Origin of the sequence: Variovorax sp. PBL-H6, from assembly GCF_901827155.1 — a bacterium.
GTDB lineage: Bacteria > Pseudomonadota > Gammaproteobacteria > Burkholderiales > Burkholderiaceae_C > Variovorax.
Genome location: NZ_LR594659.1, coordinates 3471859 through 3489606, shown reverse-complemented (window position 1 = coordinate 3489606; position 17748 = coordinate 3471859). Strand labels below are relative to the sequence as shown.

At 67.1% G+C, this 17748-nt stretch carries 20 protein-coding genes and 1 tRNA gene; 14 read left to right on the top strand and 7 right to left on the bottom strand.

The annotated features are described in order from the left end of the window. The first annotated feature begins 17 nt into the window (after window positions 1-17). The 7 genes from purD to rng are packed head-to-tail and all read left to right on the top strand — an operon-like array spanning window position 18 to window position 6108. The gene (purD, locus tag G3W89_RS16420) at window positions 18-1313 is read left to right on the top strand and encodes a phosphoribosylamine--glycine ligase (protein ID WP_162575186.1); all 1296 of its coding nucleotides are present in this window, start codon (window positions 18-20) and stop codon (window positions 1311-1313) included. Further along, entirely contained in the window at window positions 1313-2227 is a 915-nt protein-coding gene (gene hemF, locus G3W89_RS16415; protein ID WP_162575185.1) for an oxygen-dependent coproporphyrinogen oxidase, read from the top strand. Before purD ends, hemF begins: the two co-directional genes overlap by 1 nt. Then, the gene (nadD, locus tag G3W89_RS16410; protein ID WP_162575184.1) at window positions 2218-2835 is read left to right on the top strand and encodes a nicotinate (nicotinamide) nucleotide adenylyltransferase; all 618 of its coding nucleotides are present in this window, start codon (window positions 2218-2220) and stop codon (window positions 2833-2835) included. The genes hemF and nadD overlap by 10 nt, the downstream gene beginning before the upstream one ends. Further along, window positions 2835-3485, top strand: coding sequence for a ribosome silencing factor (gene rsfS, locus G3W89_RS16405; RefSeq protein WP_162575183.1), 651 nt, complete (start codon window positions 2835-2837; stop codon window positions 3483-3485). Before nadD ends, rsfS begins: the two co-directional genes overlap by 1 nt. Further along, window positions 3482-3949 carry a 23S rRNA (pseudouridine(1915)-N(3))-methyltransferase RlmH gene (gene rlmH, locus G3W89_RS16400; protein ID WP_162575182.1) on the top strand — a complete coding sequence of 156 codons (468 nt, stop codon included), beginning with the start codon at window positions 3482-3484 and terminating at the stop codon, window positions 3947-3949. The genes rsfS and rlmH overlap by 4 nt, the downstream gene beginning before the upstream one ends. A gap of 11 nt (window positions 3950-3960) precedes the next feature. Beyond that, window positions 3961-4566, top strand: coding sequence for a Maf family protein (locus G3W89_RS16395; RefSeq protein WP_162575181.1), 606 nt, complete (start codon window positions 3961-3963; stop codon window positions 4564-4566). A gap of 15 nt (window positions 4567-4581) precedes the next feature. Then, window positions 4582-6108 carry a ribonuclease G gene (gene rng / locus G3W89_RS16390; RefSeq protein ID WP_162575180.1) on the top strand — a complete coding sequence of 509 codons (1527 nt, stop codon included), beginning with the start codon at window positions 4582-4584 and terminating at the stop codon, window positions 6106-6108. 64 nt (window positions 6109-6172) lie between these two features. Here rng and msbA read toward each other — a convergent pair whose 3' ends face one another. After that, the gene (gene msbA, locus G3W89_RS16385; protein ID WP_162575179.1) at window positions 6173-7957 is read right to left on the bottom strand and encodes a lipid A export permease/ATP-binding protein MsbA; all 1785 of its coding nucleotides are present in this window, start codon (window positions 7955-7957) and stop codon (window positions 6173-6175) included. 145 nt (window positions 7958-8102) lie between these two features. Between msbA and tolB the strand changes: the two genes are divergently transcribed. The 7 genes from tolB (at window position 8103) to G3W89_RS16350 (ending at window position 12389) form a co-directional block, all read left to right on the top strand. Beyond that, window positions 8103-9419, top strand: coding sequence for a Tol-Pal system beta propeller repeat protein TolB (tolB, locus tag G3W89_RS16380; protein WP_174258264.1), 1317 nt, complete (start codon window positions 8103-8105; stop codon window positions 9417-9419). A 23-nt stretch (window positions 9420-9442) separates the two neighbouring features. Continuing rightward, window positions 9443-9961, top strand: a complete 519-nt coding sequence (gene pal / locus G3W89_RS16375; RefSeq protein ID WP_162575178.1) for a peptidoglycan-associated lipoprotein Pal — start codon at window positions 9443-9445, stop codon at window positions 9959-9961. Continuing rightward, window positions 9961-10716 carry a tol-pal system protein YbgF gene (gene ybgF / locus G3W89_RS16370; RefSeq protein WP_162577505.1) on the top strand — a complete coding sequence of 252 codons (756 nt, stop codon included), beginning with the start codon at window positions 9961-9963 and terminating at the stop codon, window positions 10714-10716. The genes pal and ybgF overlap by 1 nt, the downstream gene beginning before the upstream one ends. A 16-nt stretch (window positions 10717-10732) precedes the next feature. Further along, window positions 10733-11554, top strand: coding sequence for a tRNA threonylcarbamoyladenosine dehydratase (locus G3W89_RS16365; RefSeq protein WP_162575177.1), 822 nt, complete (start codon window positions 10733-10735; stop codon window positions 11552-11554). A gap of 45 nt (window positions 11555-11599) precedes the next feature. Further along, window positions 11600-11675, top strand: a tRNA-Lys gene (locus G3W89_RS16360). Between the two features lie 141 nt (window positions 11676-11816). Then, complete coding sequence (locus G3W89_RS16355; protein WP_162575176.1) at window positions 11817-12065, top strand: hypothetical protein; 249 nt, start codon at window positions 11817-11819, stop codon at window positions 12063-12065. Window positions 12066-12122: 57 nt separating this feature from the next. Then, on the top strand, window positions 12123-12389 hold the full coding sequence (locus tag G3W89_RS16350) for a hypothetical protein (RefSeq protein WP_162575175.1): 267 nt from the start codon (window positions 12123-12125) through the stop codon (window positions 12387-12389). 9 nt (window positions 12390-12398) lie between these two features. On the opposite strand, the gene G3W89_RS16345 is transcribed toward G3W89_RS16350, so the two are convergent. Genes G3W89_RS16345 through G3W89_RS16320 form a run of 6 tightly spaced genes read right to left on the bottom strand, consistent with a single transcriptional unit; the run spans window position 12399 to window position 17747 of the window. After that, a complete protein-coding gene (locus tag G3W89_RS16345) occupies window positions 12399-13904 on the bottom strand; it encodes a terminase large subunit (RefSeq protein WP_162575174.1) in 1506 nt (501 codons plus the stop codon). Beyond that, window positions 13901-14362 carry a TerS protein gene (locus G3W89_RS16340; protein WP_162575173.1) on the bottom strand — a complete coding sequence of 154 codons (462 nt, stop codon included), beginning with the start codon at window positions 14360-14362 and terminating at the stop codon, window positions 13901-13903. The genes G3W89_RS16345 and G3W89_RS16340 overlap by 4 nt, the downstream gene beginning before the upstream one ends. Further along, window positions 14359-14829: an HNH endonuclease signature motif containing protein gene (locus G3W89_RS16335; RefSeq protein ID WP_174258324.1), complete on the bottom strand. Its 471-nt coding sequence runs from the start codon at window positions 14827-14829 to the stop codon at window positions 14359-14361. Before G3W89_RS16335 ends, G3W89_RS16340 begins: the two co-directional genes overlap by 4 nt. Then, window positions 14747-15985 carry a phage portal protein gene (locus G3W89_RS16330; protein WP_162575171.1) on the bottom strand — a complete coding sequence of 413 codons (1239 nt, stop codon included), beginning with the start codon at window positions 15983-15985 and terminating at the stop codon, window positions 14747-14749. Before G3W89_RS16330 ends, G3W89_RS16335 begins: the two co-directional genes overlap by 83 nt. Beyond that, window positions 15982-16509, bottom strand: coding sequence for an HK97 family phage prohead protease (locus G3W89_RS16325; RefSeq protein ID WP_162575170.1), 528 nt, complete (start codon window positions 16507-16509; stop codon window positions 15982-15984). Before G3W89_RS16325 ends, G3W89_RS16330 begins: the two co-directional genes overlap by 4 nt. Before the next feature lie 8 nt (window positions 16510-16517). Beyond that, entirely contained in the window at window positions 16518-17747 is a 1230-nt protein-coding gene (locus G3W89_RS16320; RefSeq protein ID WP_162575169.1) for a phage major capsid protein, read from the bottom strand. Window position 17748: the final 1 nt, after the last annotated feature.

Below are 17748 nucleotides of genomic sequence, written 5' to 3'. Positions count from 1 at the left end.
CCCATGAAAGCCCGCGAATGAAGGTACTGGTGATCGGGGGAGGGGGCCGCGAGCACGCACTGGCGTGGCGACTGGCACAGGCCGCGCGCGTGAGCCGGGTCTATGTGGCGCCGGGCAACGGCGGCACGCGCGCGGATTCGCGCTACGAATGCATCGACATCGCCGAGCCGTCGGCGCTGCGGGCCTGGGCGCTGCAGGAAAAGATCGCGCTCACGGTGGTCGGCCCCGAGGCGCCGCTCGCGGCCGGCGTGGTCGACGAGTTCCGCGCGCACGGGCTGCGCATCTTCGGGCCGACGAAGGCGGCGGCCCAGCTTGAAAGCTCCAAGGCCTTCTCCAAGGCCTTCATGAAGCGGCACAAGATTCCCACGGCCGAGTACGAGGCCTTCACCCATCCCGCGGCGGCCCACGCCTACGTGGACGCCAAGGGCGTGCCCATCGTGATCAAGGCCGATGGCCTTGCGGCCGGCAAGGGGGTGGTCGTCGCGGCGACGCTGGCGCAAGCGCACGAGGCGATCGACTTCATGTTGGTGGACAACAAGCTCGGCATCTCGCACAACGAAGGTGGCGCGCGCGTCGTGATCGAGGAGTTCCTGCAGGGCGAGGAGGCCAGCTTCATCGTGCTGTGCGATGGCGTGAACGTCACCGCGCTCGCGACCAGCCAGGACCACAAGCGCCTGCAGGAGGATGACCAGGGGCCCAACACCGGCGGCATGGGCGCCTATTCACCTGCGCCGGTGGTCACGGCCGAGGTACACGCGCGTGCCATGCGCGAGATCATCCTGCCGACCATCCGCGGCATGGAGAAGGATGGCATTCCCTACACCGGCTTCCTCTACGCCGGCCTGATGATCGACACCGCGGGCCATCCCAAGACTTTGGAGTTCAACTGCCGCATGGGCGACCCGGAGACCCAGCCGATCATGATGCGGCTCAAGTCCGACCTGTTCGAGGTGTTCTGGCACGCCACGGACGGCACGCTGGACCAGATCGAGCTCGACTGGGATCGCCGTGTCGCGCTGGGCGTGGTGATGGCGGCGCACGGCTACCCGTTGTCGCCGCGCAAGGGCGATGCCATTCACGGCATTCCGCCCGAGTCGCCTGACGCGGTGGTCTTCCATGCCGGCACCGCGTTCGAAGACGGCGAGCTCAAGACCAGCGGCGGACGCGTGCTCTGCGTCACCGTGCTGGCCGACAGCGTGAAGCAGGCGCAGCAGCGCGCCTACGCACTGGCGGCGCGCGTCCATTTCGATGGCGCGCAGTACCGCAAGGACATCGGGCACCGCGCCGTCCAGGTGCGCACGCCCCACGGCTGATGCCTGACGATCGCCACGCCGTCGGCGACTACCTGCGGAGGCTGCAGCAGCGCATCGTGGACGCCATCGAGGCCGCCGACGGCAAGGCTTGCCTGCGCGATGCCTGGCAGAAGGCGCCCGGGGAGCCCCTGCAAGGGAGCGGCCTGACCTGCATCCTGGAGGACGGTGTCCTGTTCGAGCGCGCCGGCTGCGGGTTTTCAGAGGTGCGCGGCCCGACGCTGCCGCCCTCTGCGACCCAGCACCGCCCCGAACTCGCCGGTGCGCCTTTCGAGGCCATGGGCGTCTCGCTGGTGTTCCATCCGCGCAACCCCTACGTGCCCACGGTGCACATGAACGTGCGCATGCTGGCCGCGCTGCCGGCGCATGGCGCGCCCGTGTGCTGGTTTGGCGGCGGGATGGACCTGACGCCTTGCTACGGCTTCGAGGAAGACGCGGTGCATTTCCATCGCAGCTGCCGCGATGCGCTGGCGCCTTTTGGCGACGACAAGTACCCGCGCTTCAAGACCTGGTGCGACGAGTACTTCTTCCTCAAGCACCGCAACGAGCAGCGCGGCGTTGGCGGCATCTTCTTCGACGACTTCGCGGAGCTGGGCTTCGAGCGCAGCTTCGCCATGTTGCGCGCGGTGGGCGATGCCTTCCTGCCGGCCTATTTGCCCATCGTCGAGCGCCGGCGCGCCATGCCTCATGGCGAGCGCGAGCGTGCCTTCCAGCTGTATCGGCGCGGGCGTTACGTGGAGTTCAACCTGGTGTGGGACCGCGGCACGCATTTCGGGCTGCAGTCGGGCGGGCGCACCGAATCGATCCTCCTGTCGATGCCGCCGCAGGCCAGCTGGGCCTACCGTCGCGAACCGGAGCCGGGGACGCCCGAAGCGGCGCTCTACAGCGATTTCATCGTGCGCCGCGAATGGCTGTGAACCGACTCCGGATCGGGGTGTTCGGCGGGGCTTTCGATCCGCCGCACAACGCGCATGTCGCGCTGGTGCAGGCTGCGCTGGCGCAGCTGGGGCTGGCCGAGCTGCGCATCTTCCCGACTGGCGATGCCTGGCACAAGACGCGCACGCTCAGCGGCGGCGCACACCGCCTCGCGATGGCGCAGCTGGCCTTCGAGGCACTGCCGGGTGCCATCGTCGACGCGCGCGAGCTGCAACGTGCCGGGCCTACCTACACGCTGGACACCTTGCGCGAGCTGCAGCAGGAGCAGCCGGCGGCCGAACTGGTGCTGATCATGGGCGCCGACCAGGCCGCCTGGCTGCCTCAGTGGCACGGATGGCGCGAGATCCTGCAAATGGCCGTCATCGCGGTCGCCCGCCGCCCCGGTTCAACGGACGGAAGCTTTTTCGATCCCCATAGGCTGCCGGATCTTCCGCCCGGCGCACGCTTCGAGAACCTCACGCTCGCGCCGATGGACACCAGCGCCACCGAAGTCCGCACGCGCGCCGCGCAAGGCCAGGACCTTTTTCAACTGGTTCCGCCGGCGGTTGCACGCTATATTGACCAACACCACCTCTACCGTTCCACCTGATGAGTACTGAAGCCGCCGCCAAGAAAGACACCCAGAAACTCCAGAGGGCCATCATCGATGGCCTCGAGGACGTCAAGGCGCAGAACATCCAGGTCTTCGACACCGAGCACCTCTCGCCGTTGTTCGAGCGCGTGATCGTCGCCTCGGGCACCTCCAACCGCCAGACCAAGGCGCTGGCCGCCAGCGTGCGCGACGCGGTGCGCGATGCCGGCTTCAACAAGCCGCGCGTGGAGGGCGAGGAGAACGGGGAGTGGATCATCGTCGACTGCGGCGCCGCTGTGGCACACATCATGCAGCCGGCCATTCGCCAGTACTACCACCTCGAAGAGATCTGGGGTGACAAGCCTGTGCGCACCAGGCTCGGCGCCGCGAAGCCGGCCGTTGCGCGGCCGGCCGAGGAGAAGCCGCCTGCCGCTGCCAAGACCTCTCCCTCGCTGAGACGCTCCAGCGCCGCCAAGACGGCGCAGCGCGCGGCGGACGCCGCCGCCAAGCCGAAGCCGGCGGCCAGGAAGACATCGGCCCGGAAGACGCCGGCGAGCAAGACGCCGGTCAAGACCGTCGTCGTGAACAAGGCACCGGCCAAGAAGGCTGCCGCCAAGAAGGCGGCGCCGGCGAAGAAGGCGCCGCGCAAGACTACGGCGCGCGCATGAAGCTCCTGGTGGTCGCGGTCGGGCAGCGTGTGCCCGACTGGGCTCAGACCGCCTGGGACGACTACGCCAAGCGCTTCCCGCCCGAGTTGAAGCTCGAGCTGCGCGCCGTCAAGACCGAGCCGCGTGGTTCCAAGACACTCGAGACCCTCTACGCGGCCGAGCGCGAACGGATCGAGGCGGCCATTGCCAAGGGCATGCGCATCGTGGTGCTGGACGAGCGCGGCACGGCTCTCACCACCAAGGCGCTCGCGGCCCGGCTGCAGGCGTGGCAAGGCGGGGGCGACGACGTCGCGCTGGTGATCGGCGGTCCCGACGGTTTGGACCCGGCCTTCAAGGCGGCGGCGCACGAGCGCATCCGCCTTTCCGACCTGACCCTGCCTCATGCGATGGCCCGCGTGCTGTTGGTGGAGCAGCTCTACCGCGCGTGGTCAGTCAACGCCGGCCATCCTTACCACCGCGAATGACGGAGTCCTGAATGACGGACTCCTTCATCTATCTCGCCTCGCAGAGCCCGCGCCGCGCGCAGTTGCTGGGCCAACTCGGCGTGCGCCACGAGCTGCTGCTGGCCGGCCCCGAGGAGGACGCCGAGGCGCTGGAGCATGTACAGCCTGGCGAATCGCCGACCGCCTATGTCCAGCGCGTCACCGCGCTCAAGCTGGATGCGGCAGTGGCGCGCCATCATCGCCTGGGCCTGCCACCGGCGCCTGTGCTGTGCGCCGACACCACGGTTGCTTTCGGCCGCACCATCCTCGGGAAGCCCGAGGATGCCCGGGACGCCGAGCGCATGCTGGCACTGCTCTCCGGCCGCACGCACCGGGTGCTGACGGCCGTGGCCTTGCAGCATGGCAAGCGCCGGCACGCGGGGCTCAGCGTGTCGCGCGTGCGCTTCGCCGCCCTCGAGAAGCGCCGCATCGCGGCGTATGTCGCCAGCGGCGAGCCCGACGGCAAGGCCGGGGCCTATGCCATCCAGGGGCGGGCAGCGGCCTTCGTCGAGCACATCAGCGGCTCGCATTCGGGCATCATGGGGCTCCCCATGTTCGAGACTGCGCAGCTGCTGCGCACGGCGGGCTTCGCGCTCTAGGGTGGTAGACGAAACATGCAAGACATCCTGGTCAACTGGTCGCCGCAGGAGACCCGCGTCGCGCTCGTGGAGCACGGCGCCGTGCAGGAGCTCCACGTGGAGCGCACGCTGGAGCGTGGGCTGGTCGGCAACGTCTACCTTGGCAAGGTCTCGCGGGTGCTGCCCGGTATGCAGTCCGCCTTCATCGACATCGGCCTGGATCGCACGGCCTTCCTGCATGTAGCCGATATCGTTGCGCCCTTTACGCCGGGCTCGCGGCCCAGCGCCGCGGCCATGGATCGCGAGGGGCGCAATGGCGGTGCGGTGGTGCCCATCGAGAAGCAGGTGTTCGAAGGCCAGTCGCTACTGGTGCAGGTGATCAAGGACCCCATCGGCACCAAGGGCGCGCGCCTGTCGACCCAGATCAGCATTGCGGGCCGGCTGCTGGTCTTCCTGCCGCAGGACAACCATGTGGGCGTGTCTCAGAAGATTCCGTCCGACCTCCGCGATGCGCTGCGAACGCGCATGCAGGCGCTGATCGAAGCTGCTGCAGCGGCAGGCGCCGGCGGCGTGGTGCCGGAGGCCACCGGCGGCTTCATCTTGCGCACCAACGGCGAGGATTCGAGCGATGCCGAGCTGGCCGAAGACATCACCTACCTGCGCAAGACCTGGTCGCGCATCCGGGAGCTGTCCACGCGCATGCCGCCGATGTCGCTGCTGCATCAAGACTTGAGCCTGCTGCAGCGCGTGCTGCGCGACATGACCACCGAGGACACGCAGACGATCCGCATCGACTCGCGCGAGCAGTTCGATGCCTTGCTGAAGTTCGGTCTCGAGTTCATGCCGCAGGCCGCCGGCAAGCTGCAGCTCTACAAGGGCGAGCGGCCGATCTTCGACCTCTATTCGATCGACGAGGAGATCGCGAAGGCGCTCGGGCGGCGCGTGGAGCTGAAGTCCGGCGGCTACCTGGTGGTGGACCAGACCGAGGCGCTCACCACCATCGACGTGAACACCGGAGGGTACGTCGGCGCGCGAAACTTCGACGACACCATCTTCAAGACCAACCTCGAGGCCGCGCAGGCCATCGCGCGGCAACTGCGCCTGCGCAACCTGGGCGGGATCATCATCGTCGACTTCATCGACATGGTGCGCGACGATCATCGCGAGCATGTGCTCGCCGAGTTCCGCAAGCAGCTGGCGCGCGACCGCGTCAAGACCACCGCAGGCGGCTTCTCGCAACTCGGGCTGGTCGAGATGACGCGCAAGCGCACCCGCGAATCGCTGGCGCACATGCTGTGCGAGCCTTGCCTGGCCTGCAATGGGCAAGGCATCGTGAAGACGGCGCGCAGCGTGGCCTACGACGTGCTGCGCGAGATCCTGCGCGAGGCGCGTCAGTTCACGCCGCGCGAGTTCCGCATCGTGTCCTCGCCGCAGGTGATCGAGCTGTTCCTCGACGAGGAGAGCCAGCACCTGGCTGGACTGAGCGACTTCATCGGCAAACCGATCTCGCTGCAGGCCGAGCCGGCCATGGGGCAGGGGCAGTACGACATCGTGCTGTTGTGAAGTCGCAATCGGCGGCTCTGATTCAAAACCAGCCTGCCGGCCCGGGTGCAATATGCCGAAGGGTTCAAAGGCTCGGCTCGCTGCCCTCCGGCGCCGAGCGCATCGCATTCGCCTGAAGGCGTGCATACAGCCCGTCCAGCGCCATGAGCTGCGCATGGCTGCCTTGCTCAATGATGCGCCCGTGATCCATCACCACGATGCGGTCGGCGTGCTGGATGGTCGAGAGGCGGTGCGCGACGATCAGGGTGGTGCGGTTGCGCATCAGCCGCTGCAGCGCCTCCTGGACCAGGCGCTCCGATTCCGTGTCGAGCGCAGACGTCGCCTCGTCGAGCAGCAGCACCGGCGCGTCCTTGTAGAGTGCGCGCGCGATCGCAAGGCGTTGCCGCTGACCGCCCGAGAGCTGGGTTGCGTTGTGGCCCAGCACCGTGTCGATGCCTTCGGGCAGGCCCGCGACGTGAACCGACAGGTTCGCGGCCGCTATGCAGGCGAGCACGCGATCGCGGTCGAGCTCGGCGCCCAGCGCCACGTTGGCGGCGAGCGTGTCGTTGAGCATGACCACATCCTGGCTGACCATCGCGAACTGCGAGCGCAGGTTCTTGAGCTGCCAGTCGCCCACGTCGTGCCCGTCGAGCAGCACCTGGCCCGCGCTCGGCAGGACGAAGCGCGGCAGCAGGTTGACCAGCGTGGTCTTGCCCGAACCCGAGGGCCCGACGAAGGCCACCACCTCGCCGGGCGCGAGCGTCAGGCTGATGCCGTCGAGCGCGCGGGCTTCCTCCTCGCCGCGGTAGTTGACGCGCACGGCGCGCAGTTCGATGCGGCCCGTCACGCGCGGGACCTGGAAGTTGCCCTGGGATTCAGGTGGCACCTGGTCGATCAGCGCCAGGCCGCGCTCGAGCGCCGCGAGGCCGCGCGTGATCGGGCTCGTCATGTCCGCGAGCCGCCGGATCGGCGCGATCAGCATCAGCATGGCTGTGATGTAGGCCACGAAGCCGCCCACCGTGAAGCCTTGCTTGCCGCTTTGCCAGAGCGCGATCATGACCACCGCGGAGAGCGCAACCGCCGCGACGATCTGGGTCAGGGGCGTGGTCGCCGCCGAGGCGATGGTGGACTTCACCGCCAGGCGATGGAGATCGTGGCTCAGGCGGTCGAAGCGCTGGATCTGGCCGGGTTCGGCGTTGTGCAGCCGGACCATGCGATGGGCAAGCACGTTCTCTTCGACCACGTAGGCGAGTTCGTCGGTCGCCCGCTGGCCGAGCTGCGTGAGCCGGTAAAGCCGCTTGGAAAATGCCTTGATGATCCAGGCCACGCACGGTGCCAGCACGCCCACGATCAGCGTCAGCTTCCAATTGAGATACACGAGGTAGAGCAGCAGCGCGATCAACGTGAAGCCGTCGCGCGACAAGCCCAGCAGAGCCTGCACCAGCAGCAGGCCGCCAGTCTGCACTTCATAGACCACCGTGTTCGACAAGGTGCTGGCAGACTGGCGCGAGAAGAGGGCGAGCTCGGCCGCCAGCAGGCGCTCGAACAGCACGCGCCGCAGCCGCTGCATGCCTTCGTTGGCGATGCGCGCGAGTGCGTATTGCGAAACGAACTGCGCCAGCCCACGCACCGCGAACAGCAGGATGACGGCGGCCGGAATGGCCCAGAGCGGGAGCTGGCCGCGCGTGAAGCCGCGGTCGAGCAGCGGCTTCAGCATGGCAGCCATCAGCGGTTCGGTCACGGCGGCGATGAGGGCGCACACAAGACCCAGGGCCCACCAATGCCGCGAGCCTCCGAACCAGGTCATGAGTCGCGCCAGCCGGCGCGTGAGAGGAGGGCGCGCGGACTCGGCGACGGGGGAAGGCTGCATGGCGGCGGATTCTAAGTTCTCGCCTTTCTGTAGGACCGCGCCGGCACATACACGTTTTGTGACGGCTGGTGCATCGCAATGTGTACCATGTGGCCTCGTTTCATCCGGGCTTGAAACTAAATTCCCGGAAAGCTCTCCGAACCGCATGAAAAAGCAGTTGCAAGAAATCTCCCCAACCCCTTCTTCATCGTTCTCCGTTCGCCGCACGTTGATTGCGGCTCTGGCTGCCTCCCCCTTCGCTCCCGCCTTCGCCCAGTTCCGGGTTGAAGTCTCGGGCGTGGGGCTGACGCAGCTGCCGATTGCGCTCGTGCCCTTCAAGGGCGAAGACGCGTCCCCGCAAAAGATCTCGGCCATCGTGCAGGCCGACCTGGAACGCAGCGGCCAGTTTCGCGGTGTCGATGCCAGCGGCCAGTCGCTCGACGAAGCCTCCCGCCCCGATCTGAGCCTGTGGCGCCAGCGCACGGCCGACTCCCTGGTGGCGGGCAGCGTGACCCGCCTGGCCGACGGCCGCTTCGACGTGAAGTTCCGTCTCTGGGACGTGGTGCGGGGGCAGGACCTGGGCGGCCAGAGCTACACCGTGCCGCAAGGCGACCTGCGCCTCGCCGCGCACCGCGTTGCCGACTACGTCTACGAAAAGCTGACCGGCGAAAAAGGTATCTTCTCGACCCGGATCACCTACGTCACCAAGGGAGCCAACCGCTTCAGCCTCTGGGTGGCGGACGCCGACGGCGAGAACGCGCAGGCCGCGCTTGCGAGCCCCGAGCCGATCATTTCGCCGGTCTGGTCCTCCAGCGGGACGCAGCTGGCCTACGTGTCCTTCGAGTCGCGCAAGCCGGTGGTCTACGTGCACAGCGTGGCGAGCGGACAGCGGCGGCTGGTGGCCAACTTCAAGGGCAACAACAGCGCGCCTGCCTGGTCGCCCGACGGCAGCACCCTGGCGGTGACGCTGAGCCGCGATGGCGGCTCCCAGCTCTTCACCATCCCTGCGGGCGGCGGCGAGCCGCGCCGGCTCACCCAAAGCAGCAGCATCGACACGGAGCCGAGGTACTCCGCCGACGGCGGCACCATCTACTTCGTGAGTGACCGCGGCGGCGCACCCCAGATCTACAAGATGAGCGCCGGCGGTGGCAACCCGACGCGCGTCACCTTTACCGGCACCTACAACATTTCTCCGTCCGTCAGCGCCGACGGTCGGTGGTTGGCCTACATCTCGCGGGTGGGCGGTGCCTTCAAACTCCACGTGATGGAACTGGCGACCGGCAACATCACGGCGCTCACGGATACCACTGCCGACGAGAAACCCAGTTTCGCCCCCAACAGCAAGCTGATCGTCTACGCCACGCGCCTGGGAGGCCGCGAGGCGCTGATGACGACCACGCTCGACGGCAAGATAAAAGCGCGACTGGCCGGGCAGGCAGGCGACATCCGTGAACCGGACTGGGGTCCGTTTCAAAAGCAATGAATGATTAACCTGAGGAGTTCGAAATGTTAAGACGTACGATTTATTCGCTGGCCATCGTGGCGCTCATCGCCGGGTGCTCGTCCGGCACCAAGCTCAACGATGCACCGGTGGTGGATCGCTCTGGCGGCACGGGCTCGGGCGGCGGCGCGGCCAGCGGCGTGGCGCCGGTCAGCATCGACCCGAATGCGCAGACCGCGCAGGGCCCAGTTGGCGTGGCACGCATCGTCTATTTCGACTTCGACAGCTACACCATCAAGCCCGAGTTCCAGTCGCTGATCGATGGCCACGCCCGCTTCCTGAAAGCCAACCCGCAGCGCCGCATCGCGATCGAAGGCCATACCGACGAGCGCGGCGGCCGCGAGTACAACCTGGCGCTGGGGCAGAAGCGTTCCGAGGCCGTGCGACGTGCGCTCAACCTGCTGGGCGTCTCCGACAACCAGATCGAGGCAGTGAGCTTCGGCAAGGAAAAGCCTGCCGCGCAGGGCACTGGTGAAGACGTGTGGGCGCAGAACCGCCGCGCCGAGATCACCTACCGTCGATGATGCAACGAGTCGTTGCCCCGCTGCGCGGCGCGGCCCTGGCTGCTGCCCTGCTGTGCGCCTCCCTCGGCGCGCAGGCCGCGCTGTTCGAGGACGACGAGGCTCGGCGCGCCATCCTCGATCTGCGCCAGCGCGTGGAGGCGATGCGCCAGCAGTCCGAGCAGCGCCAGAGCGAAGAGAACGCGCAGCTGCGGCGCAGCCTGCTCGAGCTGCAGACGCAGATCGAGCAGATGCGTGGCGAACTGCAGCGCATGACCGGCCAGAACGAGCAGCTCACCCGCAGCGTTACCGAGATTCAGCAGCGGCAGGGCGAGATCGACGACAGGCTCAAGAAGAGCGAGCCTTCGAAGGTGACGGTGGACGGGCGCGAGTTCTCGGCCGATCCGCGTGAGAAGGCCGACTTCGAAGCCGCCCTGGGCATCTTCCGCGGCGGCCAGTTCGCGCAGGCGCAGACGGCCTTCGCCGAGTTCGTGAAGCGCTATCCGCAGAGTGGCTACAACGCCTCGGCGTTGTTCTGGCTCGGCAATGCGCAATACGCTACCCGCAACTACAACGAGGCGATCGCCAATTTCCGATCGATGCTGTCCCTGGCGCCCGACCATGCGAAGGCGCCCGAGGCCGTGCTGTCGATCGCCAACTGCCAGATCGAATTGAAGGACACGCGCGCCGCGCGCCGCACGTTGGAAGACCTGACCAAGGCCTATCCGCAGTCCGAGGCGGCACAGGCCGGCCGCGAGCGCCTCTCGCGCCTGCGCTGAAGCCGGGCTCGCGCACATGAGCGCCGTCCAGCCTGCCCCGCTCGCCGAGCTGGACGTGGCCGACCTGGCCCGCCGCTTCGGCGGGCTGGAGCGGCTCTATGGCGTGCCCGGCGCGGCCCGCATCCGCGACGCGCATGTGCTGGTCGCGGGCATCGGCGGCGTCGGCTCCTGGGCTGTCGAAGCGCTCGCGCGCAGCGGGGTCGGGCGGCTGACGCTCATCGACCTCGACCACATTGCCGAGTCGAACATCAACCGCCAGATCCACGCGCTCGACAGCACCATCGGGCAGGCCAAGGTCGAGGCCATGCGCGAGCGCATCGCGCACATTCATCCTGCCTGCGAGGTCCTGGCCATCGACGACTTCGTCGAGCCCGGCAACTGGCAAACGTTGCTTGCGAGCGCGCAGGCCGCGAACGGGCGAGTGGCGGTCGTCATAGATGCGTGCGACCAGGTTCGAGCCAAGCTCGCGATGGCCGCATGGGCGCGCGAGACCGGCGCGGGCTTCGTCACGGTGGGGGCAGCCGGCGGCAAGCGGCTCGCGCACAAGGTCGACATCGACGATCTCGCCGCGGTGACGCACGATCCGCTGCTGGCGCAACTGCGTCAGCGGCTGCGGAAGGAGCATGGCGCGCCGCGCGAGGGCCGCAAGATCGGCGTGACCTGCGTCTTCAGCCGCGAGAGCGTCGCACCGCCCGATGCGTCCTGCGCCATCGACGATGCAGGCGACGGCTCGCTCAACTGCCACGGCTATGGCTCCGTCGTCAGCGTAACGGCCACCTTCGGCCAGTGCGCGGCCGGCTGGGTGCTCGATCGGATTGCCCGTAGCGGGACGCTATAATTTCGGGCTTTGCCGGCTTCAACGCCGGTGGGTAAAAAGAAGTGTGGGACGTTAGCTCAGTTGGTAGAGCAGCGGACTTTTAATCCGTTGGTCACAAGTTCGAATCTTGTACGTCCTACCAGGAAAACAGCGCCAGATAAGGAAAGCCTGCTATCAAATTGGTAGCAGGCTTTTCCTTTTACTCTTCTGTTGCCAGATCGTTGCCAGAAAACGCCGCGTCGTATCATCGATCGCTTTTTGCAACCAGTAAGCAAGGAAATTCATGGAAACACTGAAAACGGCAACCAAGACCGCCGCCGCGGAGCAGCTCAGAGCCTTCGCTGTATCGCCAGAAACCGACTTCGCGCTCGCGGCCATATTCGCGCTAGGCGAGTTGGGCGGGAGCAACGCCTTGAACCACATCGAAGAACTGATGGACGAGGCGTCGGACGCCAGAGGCCCAAACGAAAAAGCGAAATGGGCCGCCCTTTTGCGCGCCTACGGTCGCGCCAGCAGGCTCCTGCCTGAATGAAGCGGGGGGTGCCAGCCGCGCACGGGTGGAATCGCCGGGGAAAGAGTCCCGGCCCCCATGCCGCTGGCGCTCGGGGTTTTGCTGAAAGGCGGCACGACCCGAGTAATCCGCCACCGGCCTTATCTGCTCGCGCAGCCCCTGCCGGTTGGGGTGTGTTGGGTGCGTGGGGTTCGCCGGATGGCCGCCGGCTTCGTCGCGACCGCGCGCCCGGTCGGAGCGCCGGCCATGATTACTGACCCGATGGTGACAATTGAGACCACGCTGGTGCCGACGGCGATGGCACCAGCAGCGGGGCCGATGACGGGTAGGAGCATTGGCATTTGAGATTTCCTTTCAAACAAAAGTGAAGGCGCCGTCTTCGTAGGCGTTGCCGGCCTCCTCGGCGCGCGCTGCCACACCCATCGCCATGGCGAGGGCCTGCATGCCGTCGATTCGGCCGGTGGCCTTGCTCTTGTCGAGCTTGCGGGCGCCGGTGGGATCTTTGGTAACCACGGCATTGGCGGCGCACATGGCGAGCACCGGGTGCATGCCGTGCGCGATGCGGCCATTCAGTAGCTCGGCCTCGAGCGCGTCGAGCGAGGGCGCCATGTCCTTGTAACCCTGGCCCCACTCGACCAGCGGCAGGTCGGCGTCGATCTTGTCGAGCTCCTTGCGCAGAAGGTCGATGCGCCAGCGGTCATAGGCCACAGCCTGCACGTCGAGGCCAGCCAGGAGGGCGGCCATATCCTCCGCGACGTGCTCATAGTCCACCGTGGCGCCGGGCGTGGTGTGCAACTGGCCTTGCCGCGCCCACACGTCATAGGGCGCGCGGTCGCGCTTGGCGCGCTCAATCAATCCCTGCTCGGGCGTCCAGAAGTGCGGCACCACTTGCCACACGCCATCGACTCGGCCGACGATCACAAGCGCCGTCAGGTCGGTACGCGCGGACAGGTCCAGGCCACAGAAGACCGGGCCATCGTCGAAGGGCTGGACGCGCGCGCCGCAGGACTTCCAGACGTCCGGCGACACAAACGGGCTCTCCGTCGAAACCCGCTGGTTGAGCAGCAGATTGCGCGCGGTGTTCTCCATGCTCGGCATGCGCTGCGCCTGCACCATCTGCTCGCGCAGGTCGTCCTCGCTGCGGAACAGGCCGAGCGCGGGATTGGCGGCCTTCCACGCGGCCACGTCCAGCAGGTCGCAGCCCTCGGGCGCTTCGTACAGGTGGCACACGATGCGCGGGTCGCTGCTGGCCCTGGCGTCGTCGAGCCAAATGCTGAAGAGGTCGGCGTCGCTGGCGGCCTGCGTCGAAATGGCGATCAGCAGCGGCGCTTCGTGCGCGCCCTGGCTCGTGGTGATCGCGTCGACGAAGTCGGACTGCGGCCCGCGGACTTGGCCGATCTCGTCGAGGATGGCCAGCACCGGGGAGAGGCCGTGCGCGGTCTTGCCATCGGCAGCGAGCGCCTTGTACTCCGTGTTGAGGGGCAGCCCTAGCAGCCGCTTGCCGCTCGGCACAATTCGCACGATCGCCGAGAGCTTCGGCGAGAGCTGCACCATCTTGCTCGCGAGATTGAACACAAGGGCGGCTTGATCGCGGCTCATGGCTCCGCTGACAAGCTGGCTGTTCAGCTTGGCCTCGGGTCCAACCAGGTGCGCCAGCACCAGGCCGGCGATCAGGGCGGTTTTCCCGTTCTTACGGGCGAGGGAGAGTAGGGCGCGGCGCGTGCCGACTGGGTTGTCGTAGACCGCGACGATGAAGCGCCGCTGGAACTCGTCGAGCTTGATCGGCTTGCCGACGTGCGCGCCGTCCGGGGTCGGACAGTAGCGCTCGATGAAGGCAATGATCGCCTCGGCACGAGTCATCCGCCAACCACGCGCAGAGTTGGAATCAGAGGGTCGTGGTCGGCCGCGGCCTTGCGCTCGTTGTCCAGGGCTTTGGCGGCGTCCTCAGACCGGCCGACAGTGGCCTGCGCATGGACGTGCAGCACACGCGAGAGGGCCACAGCGCGGCGGCTCAGCGTTTCGACCATGGCGGCCAGAGGATTGGCCTTGCCTTCGATCAGGTAGCCGGCCGCGTCGAGCTGGGCCTGCAGGGTTTCGATGTCGGCCTGCGCGCGGGCCAGATTGGCGGCGGTGGCGAGGTCGGTTTGCGTCCAGGTGTCGCGCGCACGGGCCGTCACGATGGCATCCCAGAAAGGGCGATCACCAGGGCGAAGGGTTACATGTGCGGGCGGGTCGATCGGCCCCAGCGCGACCGCTTGCGCAGCGGCCACAGCAGCGGCGGCACTGTCCGATCGCTTGCGGCGGGGCGTCATTTTCATGGTCGGTCTTTGCGGTTTGCGGTAACGCGAGAGGAAGCGCCCGGTCTAGCGTTCTCGGTTGCTGGCGATTTTTCGAGCAGACGAGCGACCGTCGCGTTCCACGGGTGAGCCGGGTCGAGTGGCATGCCATCTGCATCGCAACCCATGGTCACTCGCTTGCCGTGGTCGGCTGCTGTCTTGCGCGAGTGACAGCTATGGCATAGAGGTTGGAGATTCAATGCGTCGTTGTTGCCGGGGTTGCCATCGCGGTGGTCCACATCAGTGGCTACCGTGGTCCTACCCTCGGCAGTGCACTGCCTGCACAGGGGCTCACCAGCCAGCACAGATGCCCTCAGGCGCTGCCACGCGGCAGTGTTGAGGGATAGGGTGCGGCGCGGGTCTGCGTCACGCCCGCTGCGGTTGGCGGCCTTGCTGGGCTTGAGAGCCTGCAGGCGGTCGGGCAGCGTCGTCAGGCGAGGCTTGAGCATCGTCAGCTTTGACATCATCGATTCCTTGAATGGTGGGCAGGTTCTCGAGGCGTCGGGCCTCGGACTTGAGCAGCCAGCCCGAAGAGATGCCCTTGTCGTAGAAGTCCGCACGGTTGGTTGCATCGCCTCGCAGCAATCCCTCGACGGCATGCTCTGCAAAGTAGATGCGCCGGCCGGCCTCGGTCAGCAGTTGCTTGGCAATGGACTGTTCCCACGCGACCAGATGGCGGCGCAGGCTCATGGTCACGAATTGGCGGGCGAGCTCGACGCTGTTGGAGTAGTTGCCATGGCGCAGGTCGCCGATGATGGTCGGCGGCACGCGGAACAGGCGCGCAACTTCCTCGACTGAGAACTGGCGCGAGGCGATCCACTCGGCGTCCTCGAGCGTCATGCTCACAGACTGGAAATCGACGCCTTCCTCGAGAATCGCGGTTTTGCCGGAGTTGGCTCCGCCACCGTGCTGGCTGCTCCAGCTTTGGCGCAACACTTCTCGCTGTTCCTTCTTGAGCGTGCCGGGGAACTTCAGCACGCCCAGCAGCTTGGCGCCATTGCGGAAGGTGTTCACCCCATGCTCGGACTCGGACAGCGCCAGTTCAACCACGCCACGCGCGGCAGCGATTGGGCTGATGCCGAGCGCGCCATCGTCGTCCAGGCGGTGGCGCAGATGCAGCACCTCGTCGGCCAGCAGCCGATGCACGATGCCCTTGCGGTCGGTGTACTCATAGCCCAGGCTCTCGCCCACGCGCAGCACGGACACGCGATCAGGCGCCAGCGGCCACAGTTCTCGCACTTGGCCGTCATAGCCGCGGACGATCCGGGCGAAGGCGTTGCCGCGCAGCAGCACGCTTGCCTGCATGTACTCGCGGAACTCGAGCGCGGTCTGCTGGGGGTTGGCGATGTCGTGCAGCACGCGATAGAGCGGATGGTCCGATGCGCGCTCGCGGTCGTCGCCATCGCGGCGGAACAGGATCAGTGGCAGGCTTGCGGTGGTCTCGCTGATCGCCTGCACGCAGGCATAGACAGCGGACACGCCCTGCGCGGTCTTCTCGTTCACCGGGCCAGAGCGCAGCGCCGCCATGTTGTCCCAATAGGGATCGCCACCCTTCGCACGTCGCTCAAAGCCGAGAGCGCCGGCCATGCGGGAAATCAGATTCATACCGTCTCGAGCCAGTAGCGATTCAGGTCGACAAAGGCCTGCTGATGCGGACGGCTGCGCAGCGCAACAGTCGTATCGGCATAAGCCGGGTCGCTGGTCAGCGTGATCTCGGCCAGTTCCACGTCGAGCAGCTCGCGCACCAGTTGCGCGCCGCGCTGTTCCCAGCGGTCGCCACCATCGCGCACGCGAAACCCGAAGGAGCAGCCGGCCACGTCGCCGCGGTCGACCAGCACGGCGAGGTCGCGCCCATGGGTGGTGTCGGGCAGCGCCAGCGAGAAAGCCAAGCCCTTGGCGTCCTCGCGCAGTTGCAGCGTGCGGCCGCGGGTCGTGCCGAGCAGCGCATCACCTTGATGGTGGTACAGGGCGCGAATGTTGGAGCCGCCGTCCAGGGACTTGCGAAAGGCTCCATTGCGGATCACCTCGACGAAGCCGCCCAGGTCGGCCTCGCTGTTGAAGATCGCGGCGTAGCCCGTCAGCGTCTTGCCGTCGCTGCGGAGGTTGCCAGTTGAGCGGACTTCCAACATTCGCAGCCTTAGATTGCGATGTCGTCCGCGACCACGAAGGCCTCGGGGTGGCGCAGGGCGATGTCGACAGTGGACATGGCCCTCACGAGAACATTTCCCTTGCTGTAGGCGGTCTCGGCGTAGGGATTGACCAGGATGTCGATCTCGCTCCAGATGCCGAGCATGACTTGCGACCAGTCACCGGCGATCAGGCGGCCGGTGTTCGGCGTGCCAGTCTTCTCGGCCACTTGGTTGCTGAAATGCACCGGCAGGTCGGCCATGCGGCCACCTTCCATCAGGTAGCCGGCGATGCCGGTGGCCTTGAGCGTGCCGGCCAGCTTGGCCTTGACCTTGGTGCTGCCGACGAAGTTGGCCGTCGCGGCGTTGACCAGGTCGGCCTTCTGCAGCATGGCGAGCACGTTGGCCCAGGTCAGCGTCGCGAGGCTCTGAGTCTGAATGCCGCTGGTGGCGAGCACGCCGGTGGGCTGATTGGTGCCGCCACCTTGGATCAGCGCACTGTCGATCGCCTGCGCCAGCATGAACGAGAGATCCGAGCGGACAAGCTGCTCGATGTCCGGGCTCGATTGCTGCAGCAGTTGGCGCGACATCTCGGTCAGGCCGCCCGCATGCTTCGGCGCCATCGTCACCGGGTCGAAAGTCATGTCGCTGGCCGTCAGTGCGGCGTTGTCAGCAACCCAGCCCACGGTTGTGCCGGTGCCATGCTTCGGGATGGTGATGTTGCCGGTCAGGCCGGACAGCACGCGCACGCCGAGGCGACGGGCGAGCAGCGAATTGCGGAAGGGCTCGATGTACTGGTCCGCGCGGTGATCGGTCGGCACGAGCTCGGAGGCGCTCGCGGCGGTGGTCACGCGCTGCTCGAGCGCGGCCAGCGGCACGAAGATGCCTTGAGCCTTGCGGCCAGTGCGGCGCTCGGTCTCGACGTTGTACTCAGCGGCGGCGCCGGTCAGCGCGCGGCCTTCCATCTGCGCGCGGATCACTTCCACCACGTTCACACTGCGCTGCAGTGCGTTCAGGGACTTGTCTGCTACCGGCTCGCCATGCATGCGGCGCTCGGCCTCTTGCATGAAGACTGCGCGGCCTTCGTCACTCTCCAGGGTCGTGATCTCGCCTTTCAGCGCGTCGAACTGAGTTTGCTCGGCGGCGTTGAGGGAGCGCTTTTCACCTTCGGCGGTGGAGAGCAGGCCGCGCATGGCGGTGACTTTGGAAGCGCGGGCTTCGCGAATGGCAGACAGATTCATG